17 protein-coding genes, 1 pseudogene and 1 other annotated feature are annotated in these 16782 nt (G+C 40.5%); of the genes and pseudogenes, 17 read left to right on the top strand and 1 reads right to left on the bottom strand.

What is annotated here, in order from left to right; genetic code table 11:
* Window positions 1–43: 43 nt before the first annotated feature.
* The 16 genes and pseudogenes from LI149_RS02220 to LI149_RS02145 all read left to right on the top strand — a co-directional run bounded on the left by LI149_RS02220 (window position 44) and on the right by LI149_RS02145 (window position 13727).
* Window positions 44–475, top strand: a complete 432-nt coding sequence (locus tag LI149_RS02220) for a MarR family winged helix-turn-helix transcriptional regulator (protein ID WP_005331573.1) — start codon at window positions 44–46, stop codon at window positions 473–475.
* Between the two features lie 145 nt (window positions 476–620).
* A pseudogene (locus tag LI149_RS02215) lies at window positions 621–1135 on the top strand (DUF3793 family protein).
* Between the two features lie 41 nt (window positions 1136–1176).
* A complete protein-coding gene (locus LI149_RS02210; protein WP_173789846.1) occupies window positions 1177–1602 on the top strand; it encodes a flavodoxin in 426 nt (141 codons plus the stop codon).
* 102 nt (window positions 1603–1704) lie between these two features.
* Window positions 1705–1983, top strand: a complete 279-nt coding sequence (locus LI149_RS02205) for a DUF2325 domain-containing protein (RefSeq protein ID WP_029731900.1) — start codon at window positions 1705–1707, stop codon at window positions 1981–1983.
* Window positions 1984–2130: 147 nt separating this feature from the next.
* On the top strand, window positions 2131–2979 hold the full coding sequence (thyA, locus tag LI149_RS02200) for a thymidylate synthase (protein ID WP_227142921.1): 849 nt from the start codon (window positions 2131–2133) through the stop codon (window positions 2977–2979).
* 38 nt (window positions 2980–3017) lie between these two features.
* A complete protein-coding gene (locus LI149_RS02195; RefSeq protein ID WP_005331567.1) occupies window positions 3018–3509 on the top strand; it encodes a dihydrofolate reductase in 492 nt (163 codons plus the stop codon).
* The gene (locus LI149_RS02190; RefSeq protein WP_118364680.1) at window positions 3506–4708 is read left to right on the top strand and encodes a glycosyltransferase family 4 protein; all 1203 of its coding nucleotides are present in this window, start codon (window positions 3506–3508) and stop codon (window positions 4706–4708) included. The genes LI149_RS02195 and LI149_RS02190 overlap by 4 nt, the downstream gene beginning before the upstream one ends.
* Window positions 4709–4798: 90 nt before the next feature.
* Window positions 4799–5100 (top strand) — a binding site (T-box leader).
* 102 nt (window positions 5101–5202) lie between these two features.
* Entirely contained in the window at window positions 5203–6930 is a 1728-nt protein-coding gene (gene ilvB, locus LI149_RS02185) for a biosynthetic-type acetolactate synthase large subunit (protein ID WP_005331565.1), read from the top strand.
* Window positions 6931–6946: 16 nt separating this feature from the next.
* On the top strand, window positions 6947–7465 hold the full coding sequence (gene ilvN / locus LI149_RS02180) for an acetolactate synthase small subunit (RefSeq protein ID WP_227142920.1): 519 nt from the start codon (window positions 6947–6949) through the stop codon (window positions 7463–7465).
* A gap of 109 nt (window positions 7466–7574) precedes the next feature.
* Window positions 7575–8600: a branched-chain amino acid aminotransferase gene (locus tag LI149_RS02175; protein ID WP_005331563.1), complete on the top strand. Its 1026-nt coding sequence runs from the start codon at window positions 7575–7577 to the stop codon at window positions 8598–8600.
* 244 nt (window positions 8601–8844) lie between these two features.
* Window positions 8845–9807, top strand: coding sequence for a carbohydrate kinase (locus LI149_RS02170; protein WP_118358292.1), 963 nt, complete (start codon window positions 8845–8847; stop codon window positions 9805–9807).
* Entirely contained in the window at window positions 9788–10357 is a 570-nt protein-coding gene (locus LI149_RS02165) for a TetR/AcrR family transcriptional regulator C-terminal domain-containing protein (protein WP_173786577.1), read from the top strand. Before LI149_RS02170 ends, LI149_RS02165 begins: the two co-directional genes overlap by 20 nt.
* A gap of 120 nt (window positions 10358–10477) precedes the next feature.
* Window positions 10478–11623, top strand: coding sequence for a lactaldehyde reductase (gene fucO / locus LI149_RS02160; RefSeq protein ID WP_227078894.1), 1146 nt, complete (start codon window positions 10478–10480; stop codon window positions 11621–11623).
* 225 nt (window positions 11624–11848) lie between these two features.
* Complete coding sequence (locus LI149_RS02155; protein ID WP_040015332.1) at window positions 11849–12220, top strand: GntR family transcriptional regulator; 372 nt, start codon at window positions 11849–11851, stop codon at window positions 12218–12220.
* A gap of 5 nt (window positions 12221–12225) precedes the next feature.
* Window positions 12226–13074, top strand: a complete 849-nt coding sequence (locus LI149_RS02150) for an ABC transporter ATP-binding protein (protein WP_227142919.1) — start codon at window positions 12226–12228, stop codon at window positions 13072–13074.
* Complete coding sequence (locus LI149_RS02145) at window positions 13071–13727, top strand: ABC-2 transporter permease (protein WP_227142918.1); 657 nt, start codon at window positions 13071–13073, stop codon at window positions 13725–13727. The genes LI149_RS02150 and LI149_RS02145 overlap by 4 nt, the downstream gene beginning before the upstream one ends.
* Window positions 13728–13837: 110 nt before the next feature.
* Here LI149_RS02145 and LI149_RS02140 read toward each other — a convergent pair whose 3' ends face one another.
* Window positions 13838–14434, bottom strand: coding sequence for a TetR/AcrR family transcriptional regulator (locus LI149_RS02140; protein ID WP_227078356.1), 597 nt, complete (start codon window positions 14432–14434; stop codon window positions 13838–13840).
* A 264-nt stretch (window positions 14435–14698) separates the two neighbouring features.
* Here LI149_RS02140 and LI149_RS02135 point away from each other — a divergent pair, with 264 nt between their 5' ends.
* A complete protein-coding gene (locus LI149_RS02135) occupies window positions 14699–16771 on the top strand; it encodes an RND family transporter (RefSeq protein ID WP_227078357.1) in 2073 nt (690 codons plus the stop codon).
* The last annotated feature ends 11 nt before the right edge of the window (window positions 16772–16782 follow it).

Genomic DNA, 16782 nt, shown 5'->3' with positions numbered 1-16782 from the left:
AGAAGGTTGTCAGGATCTGGGATTAAAAGAAAGGATAAGGCGTATGCAAAAGAAGAGAACGATAGGATTTATGTTCAAGCAGATAAATAATGTGTATGAGAAGGAATTTAATAACCGGCTGCGTACGCTTGGCATTACCGCATCACAGTGTGCAGTACTGGATTATCTGTTCGACTGTGAGAAAGAAGAAGTGACACAGAGGGACATTGAAAAAGGATTGAATCTCAGAAATCCTACCGTGACCGGTCTGCTGAAACGGCTGGACGAAAAGGGATATATCTTATCAGTTCCAAGTAATACGGATAAGCGCTGCAAGAACATTTACCTGACGGAGAAAGCTTACGATATCCAGAGACGCATGGAGAATCAGAGACGGAAGCTGGATAAGATGCTGACAATCGGAATGAATAAAAAAGAAATTGAGGCTTTGGAGAAGATGCTGAACAAAGTATTGTATAATATTGCAGAGCCGTAGGAAATATAAAAGGTATCATGTATGAAAATGCATGGTGCCTTTTTTGATAAAAGACAATCATTTAAAACAGTTGCATTAAACTAACCTCTATGATATTATAAATATGCAAATGATAATCAAAATCAATTACGGATGAGGATATGCAATGTCAAAGGAAGTAGTGTCTTATATGTTATCTGGTATGGATAATATGAAAAGTCTGCAGGTTCAGTTAATTCTGCAGTGTGCGCCGTTTCTGAAAGGAATCAAGATTGCCTGTATTTTGAATATTACGGAAGAAAACAGTAGAGAGCTTTATGAAATCCTGGAAGGAACAGAGATCAAATTTAAAATTCTGACAAGAAATCATGGAAAATGTCTTGTATTTTTGTACCGGCGCGAGTCGTTTTCCAGATATTTGAAACGGACAGATGTCAGGGAATTTTTAGGTTCCTACGGATATGAGGACGTGGAACCGGAGAAGATGCTGGAACGTCTCTCGAAACGTGTCTGTCAGTATTCAGATGGAGAAATCTGTTTTCCGGATACTGGAAAGTCTATAACAATCCAGGGAGAGCAAAAATGATTTTCTGGGCGTATGATAAGGCAAAGACCAGTGCGGTAAATGAATATCTGATTGGAAAGAGCATTCGAGATATTGCATATGTGGCAGCGTGTTAAATGATAGTTGATTAAATAGAACAGCAGGAGGATAATAAATCATGAGTATTTCAGTAGTATATTGGAGCGGAACAGGTAACACACAGGCAATGGCAGAGGCAATTGGAGAAGGAATTGAAAGTGCAGGAGCACAGGCAAATGTAATCTCTGTAGATCAGGCAAGTGTAGATGCGCTGGCAGAAGAAGATGTGTTTGCCCTTGGCTGCTCTGCTATGGGAGCTGAGGAGTTAGAAGAGTCTGAGATGGAGCCATTTGTAGCTGAGCTTGAAGGAAAAGTAAGTGGAAAGAAGATTTTGTTATTCGGATCCTATGGTTGGGGAGACGGAGAATGGATGAGAAGCTGGGTAGAACGTATGACGGCAGCCGGAGCCGAGATGGCAGAACCAGAAGGCGTAATCGCAAATGAGACACCGGGAAGTGATGAATTGGATTCATGCAAGGCGGCAGGAGCAAAACTTGTTGATTAATATGGAACAGGATATAGCAGATCAGGAATGGAAGAAAGCAAGACATAAATTATGCTAAAATATTCGTGGTCTGTGGCATTGCTAAAAGGACAGGTGATAAAAATGAGTGTAGTAATCATTGGCGGCAATGAAAGAATGGAACAGCAGTACAAGCAGATCTGTAAAAAGCATAAATGTAAAGCAAAAGTATTCACGAGAATGTCCGGTAATCTGAAGACACAGATCGGACAGCCAGATCTGATCATCTTATTCACATCAACTGTGGCACATAAAATGGTACATTGTGCATTGAAAGAAGCAGAGCGTTACAATATCCGCGTGGAGCGTGCACATTCCAGTAGCGCAAGTGCATTGGAAAATGTACTTCAGGGCTGCTGTTAATAAGGATATGTTTTCACAAAATAAAAAGAGGAATGTAAAAAAAATAACATTGCATTCCTCTTTTTTTTGTATGCAATTCATGGTACAATAATCAAATGGTTTGATGCTACAAAGCAATAAATGATAAGAATGCAGGAGGAAAGGCAAATGAGTTATGCCGATCAGGTATTTATAGATATGTGCCGCGACATCATCGACAATGGAACAGACACAAGAGGGGAAAAAGTGCGTCCGGTGTGGGAGGATAAAACACCAGCTTATACAGTAAAGAAATTCTGTGTGGTAAACCGGTATGATCTGTCTAAGGAATTTCCGGCACTGACACTTAGAAGAACTGCGATTAAGAGCTGTACAGATGAACTTTTATGGATATGGCAGAAGAAATCGAACAACATTCATGATTTGAACAGTCATATCTGGGACAGCTGGGCAGATGAAGATGGATCGATTGGAAAAGCCTATGGATACCAGATGTCCGTAAAACATCAGTACAAGGAGGGAATGTTCGATCAGGTAGACCGTGTGATCTATGATCTGAAGAACAATCCGTACAGCAGAAGGATCATGACGAATATTTATGTACATCAGGATCTTCATGAGATGAACCTGTACCCGTGTGCGTACAGTATGACATTTAATGTTACGAAAAAAGAAGGACATGAGAAGCTTTCGCTGAATGGAATGCTCAATCAGAGATCCAATGATGTACTCACTGCGAATAACTGGAATGTATGTCAGTATGCAGTGCTTCTTCATATGTTGGCACAGGTGTGTGATATGGAAGTCGGGGAACTGGTACATGTGATTGCAGATGCACATATTTATGACCGCCATATTCCGCTCGTGGAGGAGTTAATAAAAAGAGAGCCGCTTCCGGCACCGAAATTCTGGCTTAATCCGGAAGTGAAGGATTTCTATGATTTTACACCGGATGATGTGAAACTGATCGATTATGAGACACATGAGCAGATTAAAAATATTCCGGTGGCAGTTTAAGATAAAAATGAAGTAAGAAAAAACAGGGGGAAACCGGCATGAATTTGATTGTGGCAGTGGATAAGAATTGGGCAATTGGAATGGACAATAAGTTACTTGTAAGTATTCCGCAGGATATGAAGTTCTTCCGTGAGACGACAAAGGGGAAGGTCGTTGCCATGGGAAGAAAGACATTGGAAAGTTTTCCGGGCGGACAGCCTTTAAAGAACCGAGTCAATGTTGTTCTGACATCAGATAAAAAATACAATGTGAAAGGAACTGTTGTGGTCCACAGCATTGACGAAATGGTGGAAGAACTGAAAAAATATAACGATGAAGATATTTTTGTGATCGGGGGAGAGAGCATTTACAGACAGCTTCTGCCATACTGTAAGACGGCATATATTACAAAGATCGATCACGCTTACCAGGCGGATACATTTTTCCCGGATCTGGATCAGGACCCACAGTGGCAGATGACCAAGATCAGTGATGAGCAGACGTATTTTGATCTGGAGTATGTATTTACAATTTACGAGAGGGTATCATGAGAATTTTAAATGTAACAGCGCAGAAACCGAACAGCACCGGCAGTGGGATTTTTCTGTCGGAGCTTATGAAGGAATTTGCAAATAAGGGACACACACAGGCACTGGTGGCCGGTGTGTATCCTGAGGAGGAAACTCCGGTACCGGATCGGGTCACATTTTATCCGGTATATTTTGAACAGGGGAAACTGAACTTTCCGATTGTAGGAATGTCGGACGAGATGCCATATCCGAGTACCAGATACCGGGATATGACACCAAAGATGGAAGCGGCATTCAAAGAAAGTTTTTTGAAACAGCTGGATGAGGCGGTAAGAGATTTGAATCCGGATCTGATTTTGTGCCATCATCTTTATCTTTTGACTGCCATCGTACGGGAACATTTTCCAGACCGGAAGGTCTTTGGATTTTGCCATAATACAGATTTGCGGCAGATGCAGAAGACAGATTTGGAACGGGAGTACATTACGGGGCAGATTCGAAGACTTGATCGGATTTTTGCACTGCATGCAGAGCAGAAGCGGACCATTCAGGATATTTATGATGTGCCGAAAGAAAAAATACAGGTGATTGGAATGGGGTATAACAGCCATATTTTCAAGAATGAAAGCCTGCGTGTGAATGACGGTGTGACAAGAATTGCATTTGCCGGAAAGATTTCGGTGAAAAAAGGAGTGGAAAGCCTGATCCGGAGCCTGGATTATTTGGGATATGAAAAGGAAAGGATTGAGCTTTTGCTTGCCGGAGGAGCCGGGAATGAAGAAGAGTATGAGCAGATAGTAGAGCTTGCGAAAAAATGTCCGTATAAGGTGACATTTTTAGGAAAGCTTCCACAGAAAGAACTGGCGAAGGTCTACAATTCCTGTGACATCTTTGCACTTCTGTCATTCTCTGAAGGACTGCCTCTTACGGTCATTGAGGCGCTTGCATGCGGAGACAGAGTAGTCATGACGGACCTGCCCGGAGTGAAAGAATGGATTGATACTTATGCGCCGGGGGCAGATATAAGATATGTGACACTGCCATTGATGCGTAATGTGGACGAGGCAGTTCCTGCGACGCTGCCGGATTTTGAAAGGCGGATCGGTCAGCGAATCTGGGAGTCTGTGGAGGCAGGTAAAACAAAAGAAGTAGATGTCAGCGGACTTTCCTGGACAAAAATCGCAGGCGAAGTGCTGAAAGTATTATCTCTGACATCATAAAATATATCAAGAAAACAGATGAAAAATGTCATTGACAGTAACACAAAGTTATGATTATAATATATAAAAATATTCGATAAAACAGTTTTGTGAAATGCAATGACGGGGAGGAGTACATAGATACCGGAAGCTAAGAGAGAAGACGGGTGGTGTAAGTTTTCGTGAAGGATTTATGGAAGTAGCCTCTGAGCAGTGAACCGAAAAGATGAATGGCTGATCGTGCTTTTGAAAGAAAGCCTTTACCGTTACATGATCTGAGTAGACTTCAACGTCTGTCCCGACGTTACAAGGGAGCAATATCGGATAATCGTTATGGTTTCCCGTATTGACATGAGTGCAGAGAGAATTCTCTGAATTTAGGTGGTAACACGGATGGTATATTCGCCCTAAGCTATTTCGCTTAGGGCGTTTTTCTATATCTGACGGGAAATGTATACTCTGTTGGATATTCATGACGAAGCAAAATCTGGGAATGTTAAAGGAGGAAGACATTTATGAAGAAAATCAGTGGCAATAAGTTATTAGTAAAAGCCTTAAAAGAAGAAGGAGTAGATACTCTGTTCGGTTATCCTGGGGCATGTACCATTGATATCAGTGACGAACTTTACAAGCAGGATTTTACGAAAGTAATCTTGCCAAGGCAGGAAGTGGCACTTGTCCATGAGGCCGATGCCTATGCAAGATCTACCGGAAAAGTCGGTGTTTGCCTTGTTACAAGTGGTCCGGGAGCAACGAACTTGGTAACAGGTCTTGCAACAGCATATTATGATAGTGTTCCGCTTGTGTGCTTCACTGGGCAGGTGTCCAGACATCTGATTGGAAATGATGCATTTCAAGAGGTTGACATTGTAGGAATTACAAGAAGTATCACCAAATATGGAGTAACGGTGCGAAACAGAGAAGACCTTGGAAGAATTTTAAAAGAAGCATTTTACATTGCAAGAACAGGACGTCCAGGTCCGGTCCTTATCGATCTTCCAAAAGATGTTATGGGAGAACTTGGAAGCGCAGAATATCCGGAAACTGTTAATATACGTGGTTATAAGCCGAATACAAGCGTACATATCGGACAGTTAAAACGTGCGATCAAAATGCTTGGACGTGCAAAAAAACCATTATTTTTAGCAGGTGGAGGTGTGATTATTTCCCGTGCAAACGAAGTATTTACCAAATTGGTGGAGAAGACGAATATTCCGGTCGTAACAACAGTCATGGGACGCGGGGCAATTCCGACAAACCACCCACTCTACATCGGAAATCTTGGAATGCATGGAGCATATGCCTGCAATATGGCTGTCAGTGATTGTGATCTGCTGTTTTCAATCGGAACTAGGTTCAATGACCGAATTACCGGAAAGCTGCATTCATTTGCACCGAATGCACAGATTGTACATATCGATATTGATACAGCTGCAATTTCAAAAAATGTACAGGTAGATATTCCGATTGTTGCGGATGCAAAAGATGCAATTGAGAAGATGTTAGAGTATGTAGAGCCGAATGAGACATCAAAGTGGCTGGAACAGATTGAAAGCTGGAAAGAGGAACATCCTCTGAAAATGAAAGAAAAACCGATCATGACACCTCAGGATATTATTGAGACGATCAACCGCATGTTTGATGAAGCAATTATTGTAACTGATGTAGGACAGCATCAGATGTTCACGGCTCAGTTTGCTGAGATTACACAGAAGAAGAGACTTCTTATGTCAGGTGGACTTGGAACAATGGGGTATGGACTTCCGGGAGCGATTGGTGCTAAAATCGGTAATCCGGATGTACCGGTCATTTCCATCTCCGGTGACGGTGGGATGCAGATGAATATTCAGGAACTTGCAACAGCAGTATTAGAGGAACTTCCAATCATTAGCTGCATTTTTAATAATTATAACCTTGGAATGGTTCGCCAGTGGCAGAAATTATTCTATGGAAAACGTTACTCTATGACGAATTTACGATCCGGTGCTGCAAGCAGAAGGGCAGCAGATGATGAGAATTTTGAATATCCGGAGTATACACCGAACTTTATCAAACTGGCAGAAAGTTATGGCGCAGTAGGAATCCGTGTGGAGAAAAAAGAAGATATTGAGCCTGCATTCAGAGCAGCACTTGAAAATAAACACAGACCGACGATTATCGAGTTTATGATCGATCCGGAGGATCTTGTATACCCAATGATCAAACCGGGCGGAACTCTGGAAGAGCTGATCATGGATTGTTAGAAGGGAGAATGGAATTATGAGTGGAACAAATAATGGAATGAAAAAACGCTGGATATCACTTTATGTAGAAAATCAGGTAGGTGTTCTGTCTAAAATTTCCGGACTCTTTTCTGGAAAGTCATATAATCTGGACAGCCTTACTGTAGGAACAACAGAAGATCCGACTGTGTCGAGAATGACAATAGCAACGGTCAGTGACGATGAGACGTTTAAACAGATCAAAAAGCAGCTTAACCGTACGGTAGAGGTTATTAAAGTCATTGATTTTACAGATGTTTTTGTAAGAATGAAAGAAATTATGTACATTAAAGTTCAAAAATGTACACCGGAGGATAAGGTGGAATGTTTCCAGATTGCGGAGACGTTTAAGGCAAAAGTCATTGACTACGGAAGAGATAGTCTTTTGCTGGAATTTGTACAGACAGGAACCAAAAATGACGCAGTTATTAAGCTGATGAAAGAAGAGTTCAAGAGTATTGAAGTTGTGCGTGGAGGAAGCGTTGGAATTGAGTCTATTAGTATGATGGAAAGATAATTCTAAAAAAACAGAGCGCACTCTTGAATTTTGAATATGATGGTATTATAATAATATCAGTAGAATAGTTAAAAAATTAAAGTTATATAGATGAACGGAGGAAATTATCATGGAGAAAAAGAACATTGACTGGTCAAACATCGGATTTGGCTACATGCAGACAGATAAGAGATATGTATCCAACTACAAAGACGGAGCATGGGATGAAGGAACTCTTACCTCCGACGCAACCATAACAATCAGCGAGTGCGCAGGTGTACTTCAGTATGCACAGACATGCTTTGAAGGAATGAAAGCTTACACAACAGAAGACGGACATATCGTAACTTTCCGTCCGGATTTAAATGCAGCAAGAATGGCTGATTCAGCAGCAAGACTTGAGATGCCGGTATTCCCAGAGGACAGATTCGTAGATGCAATCAAACAGGTCGTAGCAGCTAATGCGGCATATGTACCGCCTTACGGGTCAGGAGCTACACTTTATGTAAGACCGTATATGTTTGGTTCCAGTCCGGTTATCGGAGTAAAACCTGCAGAGGAGTATCAGTTCCGTGTATTTGCTACACCAGTTGGACCATACTTTAAAGGCGGCGCTAAGCCGATCACAATTAAGGTTTCAGACTTTGACCGTGCCGCACCGCATGGAACAGGTCATGTAAAAGCAGGTCTTAACTATGCAATGAGCCTTCATGCAATCGTGACAGCACACGGAGAAGGATACGATGAGAATATGTATCTGGATGCTGCAACAAGAACAAAAGTAGAAGAGACAGGTGGAGCAAACTTTATCTTCGTAACAAAAGACAATAAAGTCGTAACACCGAAGTCATCTACAATCCTTCCTTCTATTACAAGACGTTCTCTGATGTATGTAGCAGAGCATTATCTTGGACTGGAAGTAGAAGAAAGAGAAGTATACCTTGATGAAGTAAAAGATTTTGCAGAGTGTGGACTTTGTGGAACAGCAGCAGTTATTTCACCAGTTGGCAAGATTGTAGATCATGGCAAAGAAATCTGCTTCCCAAGTGGAATGGAAGAGATGGGACCAGTTACAAAGAAACTGTATGAGACATTGACAGGAATCCAGATGGGTCACATTGAAGCACCAGAGGGCTGGATCTGCAAGATCTGCTAGGATTGTGAGCGTGTAGGGCAGAACAATCAACAGGCATTTGATTCGTATGAGTTAGAATAAAACAAAATTCACATGCCAGATCAGGTTGACGGGAAAATGAGAATTTTGTAAAATAATGTCAAGACATATGGAGCGGGACAGAAACGCGAAAATCTGTCCCGCTCTTTTCGCAATATGATATAGAAACTGTGAATGTCAGATTTGAATTCGCATACAGAAAATAAAAGAACAGAGGTTTTGAAGTATGAAGACTTACGATGTGACGGCGCTTGGTGAATTACTTATTGATTTTACGGAAAATGGAATTAGCGGACAAGGTAATCCAGTTCTGGAGGCAAATCCCGGAGGAGCACCATGCAATGTATTATCTATGCTGTCAAAGCTTGGGCATAAAGGAGCATTTATCGGAAAAATCGGTGATGATATGTTTGGCAATCAGTTGACTTATGCAATTAAAGAAGTAGGAATTGATACAACAGGACTGAAGCGTGATTCACAGGTACATACAACACTTGCATTTGTACATACATTGGAAGACGGGGACAGGGAGTTTTCATTTTACCGGAATCCGGGAGCGGACATGATGCTTTCGGAATCAGATATTGATGAGACACTGATTAAAGACAGCAAAATATTTCATTTTGGTTCATTATCTATGACAGACGAAGTGTGTCGGAAGGCAACGAGAAAAGCAATTGAGATTGCAGAAAAGTCTGGTGCAATCCTTTCGTATGATCCAAATTTAAGAGAGCCGCTTTGGAAATCAATGGACGAAGCGAAAGAACAGATTTTATATGGAATGCAGCATTGTAATGTTCTGAAAATATCGGATAATGAGATTCAGTGGCTGACCGGAATGGAAGACTATGATGCGGGGATTCTGCTTTTGATGGAAAAGTATCATATTCCATTGATTCTGTTATCTATGGGCAAGAATGGCAGCAGAGCTTATACAGACAAGTTCCGAGTGGAACGACCGGCATTTGTGACAGAAGATACCATAGAGACGACTGGGGCAGGAGATGCATTTTGCGGTTGTATCCTGCATTACATACTGGAACATGGATGGCGTGAATACAATGAAAAGGAACTTGGAGAGATGCTGGAGTTTGCCAATGCAGCAGCATCTATTGTAACAACAAGAAAAGGGGCGCTTCGGGTAATGCCCAAGTTAGAGGAGATTTCGCATGTGCAAAGAGGAGTGTAAGTCAGAAGAAATGAAATATCGCCTGGCGGAAGCTGTGAAAGTCTGCATGAAGACGACATCGGTGGAGAAGATTACGGTAAAGGAAATCGTAGATGCGTGCGGAACGACCAGACAAACATTTTACCGGCATTTTCAGGATAAATATGACCTGGTTAACTGGTATTTTGATAAGATTCTTCTGGAATCATTTGAACATATGGGAGAAGGCGAGACCATCTATGAAGGACTGGTGAAAAAATTCCAGTATATTCAGAAAGAGAAACTTTTCTTTAAAATGGCATTTAAATCTGATGATCAGAACTGTCTGAGAGACCATGATTTTGAACTGATCCTGGCATTTTATTCAGACCGGATCCAGGAAAAATCCGGAAAGCCATTGTCGGAAGATTTAAAATTCCTGCTAGAAATGTATTGCCAGGGTTCTATTTACATGACTGTACAGTGGGTATTTGGAAGAGTGAAACGTACGCCGGAGGAACTGGCAGCAGATCTCGTGAAAGCGATGCCAGAGGAACTGGCGGGAGTCTTTGAAGGGCTGGATCTTCTATAATCCATTCGCGTTACATTTTCACAATTTTGTAACTTTCATTTTGGGGGCAATATTGTTAAAATAAAAACATAAAAGCTGAATGAAAGCAAATCATGTCATGTAAGAAAAGGAGAGATTGAAATGGCAAACAGAATTATGCTGAATGAGACATCTTATCACGGAGCAGGAGCAATCAAGGAGATTGCAACAGAAGCAAAGACAAGAGCATTTAAGAAAGCATTTGTATGCTCTGATCCAGACCTTATTAAATTTGGGGTAACAAAAAAGGTAACAGATGTATTAGATGAGGCTGGACTCGTATATGAGATTTATTCTGACATCAAAGCCAATCCTACTATTCAGAATGTACAGAATGGAGTTGCAGCATTTAAGAAGGCTGAGGCTGATTACATTGTAGCAATCGGTGGAGGATCTTCCATGGATACAGCAAAAGCAATCGGTATCATTATTGCTAATCCGGAATTCGAGGATGTAAGAAGTCTGGAAGGTGTTGCGCCAACTAAGAAACCTTGTGTACCGATCATAGCAGTTCCGACAACAGCAGGTACAGCAGCAGAGGTTACAATCAACTATGTAATTACAGATGTAGAGAAGAAGAGAAAATTTGTCTGTGTTGACCCACATGATATGCCAGTCATCGCAGTTGTAGACCCGGATATGATGTCCTCTATGCCAAAAGGACTGACAGCTTCCACAGGTATGGATGCTCTTACACATGCAATCGAAGGATATACAACAAAGGCTGCATGGGAGATGACAGATATGTTCCATATCAAAGCAATCGAGATTATTTCCAAATCTTTAAGAGGAGCAGTTGCAAATGAGAAAGAGGGTCGTGAGGGAATGGCTCTTGGACAGTATATCGCAGGAATGGGATTCTCAAATGTAGGTCTTGGAATTGCTCATTCTATGGCTCATACACTTGGAGCTGTTTATGACACACCACATGGTGTTGCATGTGCTATGATGCTTCCAATCGTTATGGAGTATAATGCTGAATGCACAGGCGAGAAATACAAAGAGATCGCAAGAGCTATGGGTGTCAAAGGTGTTGATGATATGTCTGTAGAAGAATACAGAAAAGCAGCAGTAGACGCTGTTTCGCAGCTTTCTATCGACGTTGGAATCCCAACAAAACTGGAAGCGTTAAAAGAAGAGGATCTTGACTTCTTAGCTGAGTCTGCACACGCAGATGCATGCGCTCCGGGTAATCCGAAAGATGCAAGTGTTGAAGATCTGAAGAATCTGTTCAGAAAATTAATGTAATGATGCCAGGGCGGATTGTGGGAGTGCAAAGCACAGAGTAATCCGCATGCATCATGCATTATTACATAATCTAAGATAAGAGAACTCCTGACATTGATATCCAGTGCCAGGAGTTTTTAATATTTCGAAAAATTAAAATGAGAAGAAAACAGTATAAAACAGTATATAACAGTTGACAAACTGTTATATACTGTTTTATACTGTTTATAACGAAGGAGGAGTTTTATGGATATCATAGTAAACCATTCATCCATGCAGCCAATCTATGAACAGATTGGAGATCAGATAAAAGAAAAGATCATGCATGGTATATTAAAAGCAGATACCCCACTCCCGTCAGTTCGTACTTTAGCTAAAGAACTTAAGGTCAGTGCACTGACCGTGAAAAAAGCATATGATGCTCTGGAAGAAGAAGGATTTGTAATTACGATTCATGGAAAAGGAAGTTTCGTAGCATTTGCAGATCAGGGGCTGATGCTGGAGGAGAAGAAAAAAGAAGTGGAAGCTGATTTGGAGATGGCCATCCGAAAAGGCAAAAGCTGTGGAATGACGGATCAGGAATTACTGGAGTTGTTTCAGATTGTTTTGGAGGATTGATAAGTATGTTGAAATTTGAAGGTGTGAAAAAGCACTATAAAGATTTTGAACTGAATCTTACAATGGAAGTACCGGAAGGTTATGTTACCGGACTGATCGGAGCCAATGGTGCAGGAAAAAGTACAGCATTCAAAGCAGCATTAGGTCTGATCAGACCAGATGCAGGTGTTGTAAAGATGCTGGGAAAAAATGTAGAAGATTTTACAGTGCAGGATAAAGAGTGGATTGGAGTTGTTCTGGCTGATTCTGGTTTCAGTGGATATTTACGTGTGAAAGATATACTTCCGATGCTTGAAAGTATGTACCATAAGTTTCAGAAAGAAGATTTCCTGGAAATGTGCAAAAAATACCAGTTGCCATTAGACAAAAAGATCAAGGAGTTTTCAACGGGAATGAAACGTAAATTACAGATTGCAGCGGCAGTTTCACATGGCGCAGATGTGTTGCTTCTGGATGAACCGACCGCAGGACTGGACGTTATGGCAAGAGACGAGATGTTAGATATTTTACGAGAGTATATGGAAACACCAGGACGTTCTATTCTGATTAGTTCACACATTTCCACAGATCTGGAAGGAATCTGTGATGACATTTATATGATTGATGAAGGAAAGATTCTTTTGCATGAAGAGACCGACAAACTTTTGGATCAGTATGGACTTTTAAAGGTGAAGGCAGACCAGTACGAGGCGCTTGACAAGGCGTACATTTTGGCGCATAAGAAAGAAGAGTATGGTTATAGCTGCCTGACAAATGAACGGCAGTATTATCAGGAAAACTATCCAGATATCACCATTGAAAAAGGAAAAATTGATGATGTGATCATTATGATGAAAAGGGGGCAGCAAGAATGAAAGGATTGTTGATCAAAGATTACAAACTCATGTTGGGACAAAAATCCTTTTTGGGAATGGCAGCTCTTATGGCGGTATTATATCTCATTATTTACAAAGACCCTACATTTGCTGTTGTATTTATTACGGTCATGTGTACTATGTTTACAGTTAGTACACTAAGTTATGATGAATATGAAAATGGAATGGCTTATTTGTTCACACTTCCAATCAGTAGAAACACATATGTATTAGAAAAGTATGTATTTGCATTGGTGAATAGCACCGCGACTGGAGTGATCATGTATGCTATGGCATATGGTGTCGTTAAAATCCGCGGACTGGCGATATCACAAAGTGATATGTATTCAGGTCTGGCCGGTGCCTGCTTTGTATCAATTATTATGATAAGCTATATGATTCCGTTGTATATAAAGTTCGGAATAGAAAAGAGCAGAATTGTGTCAGTAAGCGGAATGGCAGCTATTTTTTTAATACTGTACCTGGGAATAAAAATATCAAAAGAACGGAATGGGGCGATACTGAAAATCATAAGTCGAGCTGAAAAATTAAGTGATGGAATTGTAATTTTACTGATTTTTGCAGTTTCGGTTATATTAATTTGCATTTCACTAGTGTGCGCAATGAAAGCAATGAAAAAGCGTGAATTTTAAAAAGGGACAGGTGTGAGAAACAGTAAAGACTGAGAATACGTGATGGTAAAAAAATTGGGGACGGGGTTTTTTTAGAAAAACCCCGTCCCCAATTTTTAAAAAATGCAGTTTTATTGTCTGTGGCTTGCAATTATCAGCCGTACTGTCCGGTACAGATAAGGCTTATATTCTTCGATGGGCAGTGGTTCGTTATATAAGATTGAATTATATGCCGTGGATCCGGTCAGTTCTACGATGGTGAATAGCATAACGTCCGGACATTCGTATTTGTAAGAATCTTCATTAACGAGATTGAGAAATTCTTCATAAAAATCTGGTTCGGTCCGTTCTTCGGTGAGAAGGGCGGAGCGAAGTGCACCCATGACTAGATTCTTGGAAATAAAGTTTAACAATGCCTTATTGCTGGCGAGAGCATCTATAATGTAATTAATGATAAAGATTAATTGTTCTTCCAGCCCGGAAATGTCTGCTTTCCGTAATGCTTTTGCTGCTTTCTCAAATAGTTCATGAGTCTTGAAAGCGGTAAGTTTATTCTTGATATCATATTTGTCTTTAAAATATAAATAGAAAGTTCCTTTTGCAACACCGGCTTTTTCTACAATATCAGAAATAGCAGTAGCATTGATACCTTTTGTGGTAAAAAGTTCGTATGCGGTGTTGAAGAGGGCTTCTTTTTTCTTTTTTTTATTTTCGTCTACTTTTCCCATGATTATCCTCTTTTCTGTTCAACAGCAATTATAACTGTACGGCAAGGTAATGTGCAAGTTAATTTTTTGCTTAAAGGTAGAAAACGTGAGTGCATTTCTAATGTATGATTGTAAAAGTAATGTGTCATATTTTTATTGATGAAAATAATTTAACATAAAAATGACCAATAGTCAAAAATATATTGACTATTGGTCATTTTTGGTGTATTATGCTGTTTGAAAAAGAAAATGACTAACAGTCATAAATGAAAGGGAGAAGGAGTTATGGTTAACTTTGGAAAGAAAGTGGTGAAATACAGAGTATTGATACTGATACTTGGCGTGCTGTTGCTGATTCCGTCAGTCCTCGGTTATCTGAACACCCGGGTCAATTATGATGTTCTGACTTATCTTCCAGACAATATCGAGACGATGAAAGGACAGGATATTCTGGTGAATGATTTTGGAACCGGAGCATTTTCTATGTTCATTGTTGATGGTATGGAAGAGAAAGATGTAGCGGAACTGAAAGAGAAGATTGAGAAAGTCGATCATGTGGCAAATGTAATATGGTACGACTCTATTGCAGATATTTCCGTGCCGATGAGTATGTTGCCGGACGACATTTACGATGTATTTAATTCCGATACCGGAACGATGATGGCGATTTTCTTTGATGAGGGAACATCTTCAGATGGAACGATGGATGCAATTGCACAGATCCGGGAAATTGCCGGCAAGCAATGTTTTTTAAGTGGAATGTCCGCAGTAGTTACGGACACGAAGAATCTGGCAGAAAAAGAGACTCCGGTATATGTACTGATTGCCGTTATTTTGGCGGTCATTGTACTTGGACTGACAATGGAATCATTTTTCGTACCGTTACTTTTTATGCTGAGTATCGGAATGGCAATCATTTACAATCTGGGAAGTAACTATTTTATGGGAGAAATTTCTTATATTACGAAAGCGTTGGCAGCGGTATTGCAGCTAGGTGTTACGTTGGATTATTCCATTTTCCTGATGCACAGTTATGAAGAACAGCAGGTGAGATACGACGGAGATAAGAAGCGTGCCATGGCACATGCGATTTCCCAGACATTTTCATCAGTTATGGGAAGTTCCATTACAACAATTGCCGGATTCATTGCATTATGCTTTATGTCCTTTACACTGGGACTGGATATTGGAATCGTTATGGTAAAAGGAGTTATCTTTGGAGTGATTGCATGTGTGACCATTCTTCCGTCTATGATTCTTTGTTGTGACAAAATCATTGAGAAGACGAAACACAAACCATTCCTCCCGGATATTGGAAGAATTTCTGACAAGGTTACGAAACGATACCTGGTATATGTAGTATTGTTTTTGTTATTCTTATTTCCTGCAATTTATGGAAATAACCATACAGCAGTTTATTACAACCTGGACGAGACATTACCAAAGGATCTGCCAAGTATCATTGCAAATGAAAAGTTAAAAGAAGATTACGATATGAATACAACGCACATGATTCTGGTGGACAGTTCCGTATCTTCAACAGATGTCAATAAAATGATAAAAGAAATGGATAAGGTAGACGGTGTCAAATGGGCACTTGGGCTGGACTCTCTTGTAGGTCCGTCAGTTCCGTCTGATATGATTCCGGAGTCCGTATCCAGTATGCTGAAAAATGATAAATATCAGCTGCTTCTTGTAAACTCTGAATATAAGGTAGCATCTGATGAAGTCAATGCCCAGATTAAGACATTGAATAAGATTTTGCACAAATATGATAAGAACGGAATGTTGATTGGTGAAGGACCGCTGACCGCAGATCTGATTGATATTACAGATCAGGATTTTAAGACGGTCAGTGCAGTATCCATTGGAATTATATTTGTCATTATCCTTGTGTTATTCAAATCCATTTCACTTCCGGTCATTCTGGTAGGTGTTATTGAATTTGCAATCTTTGTAAATATGGGAATTCCTTATTACACAGGCACGAAGCTTCCATTTGTTGCTTCTATCGTTATCGGAACGATTCAGCTGGGATCTACGGTTGACTATGCAATCCTGATGACGACAAGATATAAGCGTGAACGAAACCATGGGGCAAATAAACATGATGCCATTACGACAGCCCACCGTGTATCAGCACAGTCCATTATGGTCAGTGCCTTAAGCTTCTTCGCAGCGACTATCGGAGTCGGACTTTATTCCAACATTGATATGATCAGTTCGCTGTGTATCCTGATGGCAAGGGGAGCGCTGATCAGTATGGTAGTCGTAATCTTCGTACTGCCATCCATGTTTATGGTATTTGACAAAGTAATCGTAAAAACAAGTAAAGGTTTTCTGCCGAAAGAGGCATAAGATTCACAGGA

Source organism: Dorea sp. 210702-DFI.3.17, assembly GCF_020560825.1.
In the GTDB taxonomy this organism is placed as follows: Bacteria; Bacillota; Clostridia; order Lachnospirales; family Lachnospiraceae; genus Dorea; species Dorea formicigenerans.
Note: the sequence above shows the minus strand (reverse complement) of the source record. Positions and strands in the feature narration are given on the sequence as shown.

Excerpts from the sequence above, each read along its gene's own strand:
- LI149_RS02220 (WP_005331573.1), top strand. The coding sequence starts at position 44 with ATGCAAAAGAAGAGAACGATAGGATTTATGTTCAAGCAGATAAATAAT.
- LI149_RS02210 (WP_173789846.1), top strand. The coding sequence starts at position 1,177 with ATGAGTATTTCAGTAGTATATTGGAGCGGAACAGGTAACACACAGGCA.
- LI149_RS02205 (WP_029731900.1), top strand. The coding sequence starts at position 1,705 with ATGAGTGTAGTAATCATTGGCGGCAATGAAAGAATGGAACAGCAGTAC.
- thyA (WP_227142921.1), top strand. The coding sequence starts at position 2,131 with ATGAGTTATGCCGATCAGGTATTTATAGATATGTGCCGCGACATCATC.
- LI149_RS02195 (WP_005331567.1), top strand. The coding sequence starts at position 3,018 with ATGAATTTGATTGTGGCAGTGGATAAGAATTGGGCAATTGGAATGGAC.
- LI149_RS02190 (WP_118364680.1), top strand. The coding sequence starts at position 3,506 with ATGAGAATTTTAAATGTAACAGCGCAGAAACCGAACAGCACCGGCAGT.
- ilvB (WP_005331565.1), top strand. The coding sequence starts at position 5,203 with ATGAAGAAAATCAGTGGCAATAAGTTATTAGTAAAAGCCTTAAAAGAA.
- ilvN (WP_227142920.1), top strand. The coding sequence starts at position 6,947 with ATGAGTGGAACAAATAATGGAATGAAAAAACGCTGGATATCACTTTAT.
- LI149_RS02175 (WP_005331563.1), top strand. The coding sequence starts at position 7,575 with ATGGAGAAAAAGAACATTGACTGGTCAAACATCGGATTTGGCTACATG.
- LI149_RS02170 (WP_118358292.1), top strand. The coding sequence starts at position 8,845 with ATGAAGACTTACGATGTGACGGCGCTTGGTGAATTACTTATTGATTTT.
- LI149_RS02165 (WP_173786577.1), top strand. The coding sequence starts at position 9,788 with ATGTGCAAAGAGGAGTGTAAGTCAGAAGAAATGAAATATCGCCTGGCG.
- fucO (WP_227078894.1), top strand. The coding sequence starts at position 10,478 with ATGGCAAACAGAATTATGCTGAATGAGACATCTTATCACGGAGCAGGA.
- LI149_RS02155 (WP_040015332.1), top strand. The coding sequence starts at position 11,849 with ATGGATATCATAGTAAACCATTCATCCATGCAGCCAATCTATGAACAG.
- LI149_RS02150 (WP_227142919.1), top strand. The coding sequence starts at position 12,226 with ATGTTGAAATTTGAAGGTGTGAAAAAGCACTATAAAGATTTTGAACTG.
- LI149_RS02145 (WP_227142918.1), top strand. The coding sequence starts at position 13,071 with ATGAAAGGATTGTTGATCAAAGATTACAAACTCATGTTGGGACAAAAA.
- LI149_RS02140 (WP_227078356.1), bottom strand. The coding sequence starts at position 14,434 with ATGGGAAAAGTAGACGAAAATAAAAAAAAGAAAAAAGAAGCCCTCTTC.
- LI149_RS02135 (WP_227078357.1), top strand. The coding sequence starts at position 14,699 with ATGGTTAACTTTGGAAAGAAAGTGGTGAAATACAGAGTATTGATACTG.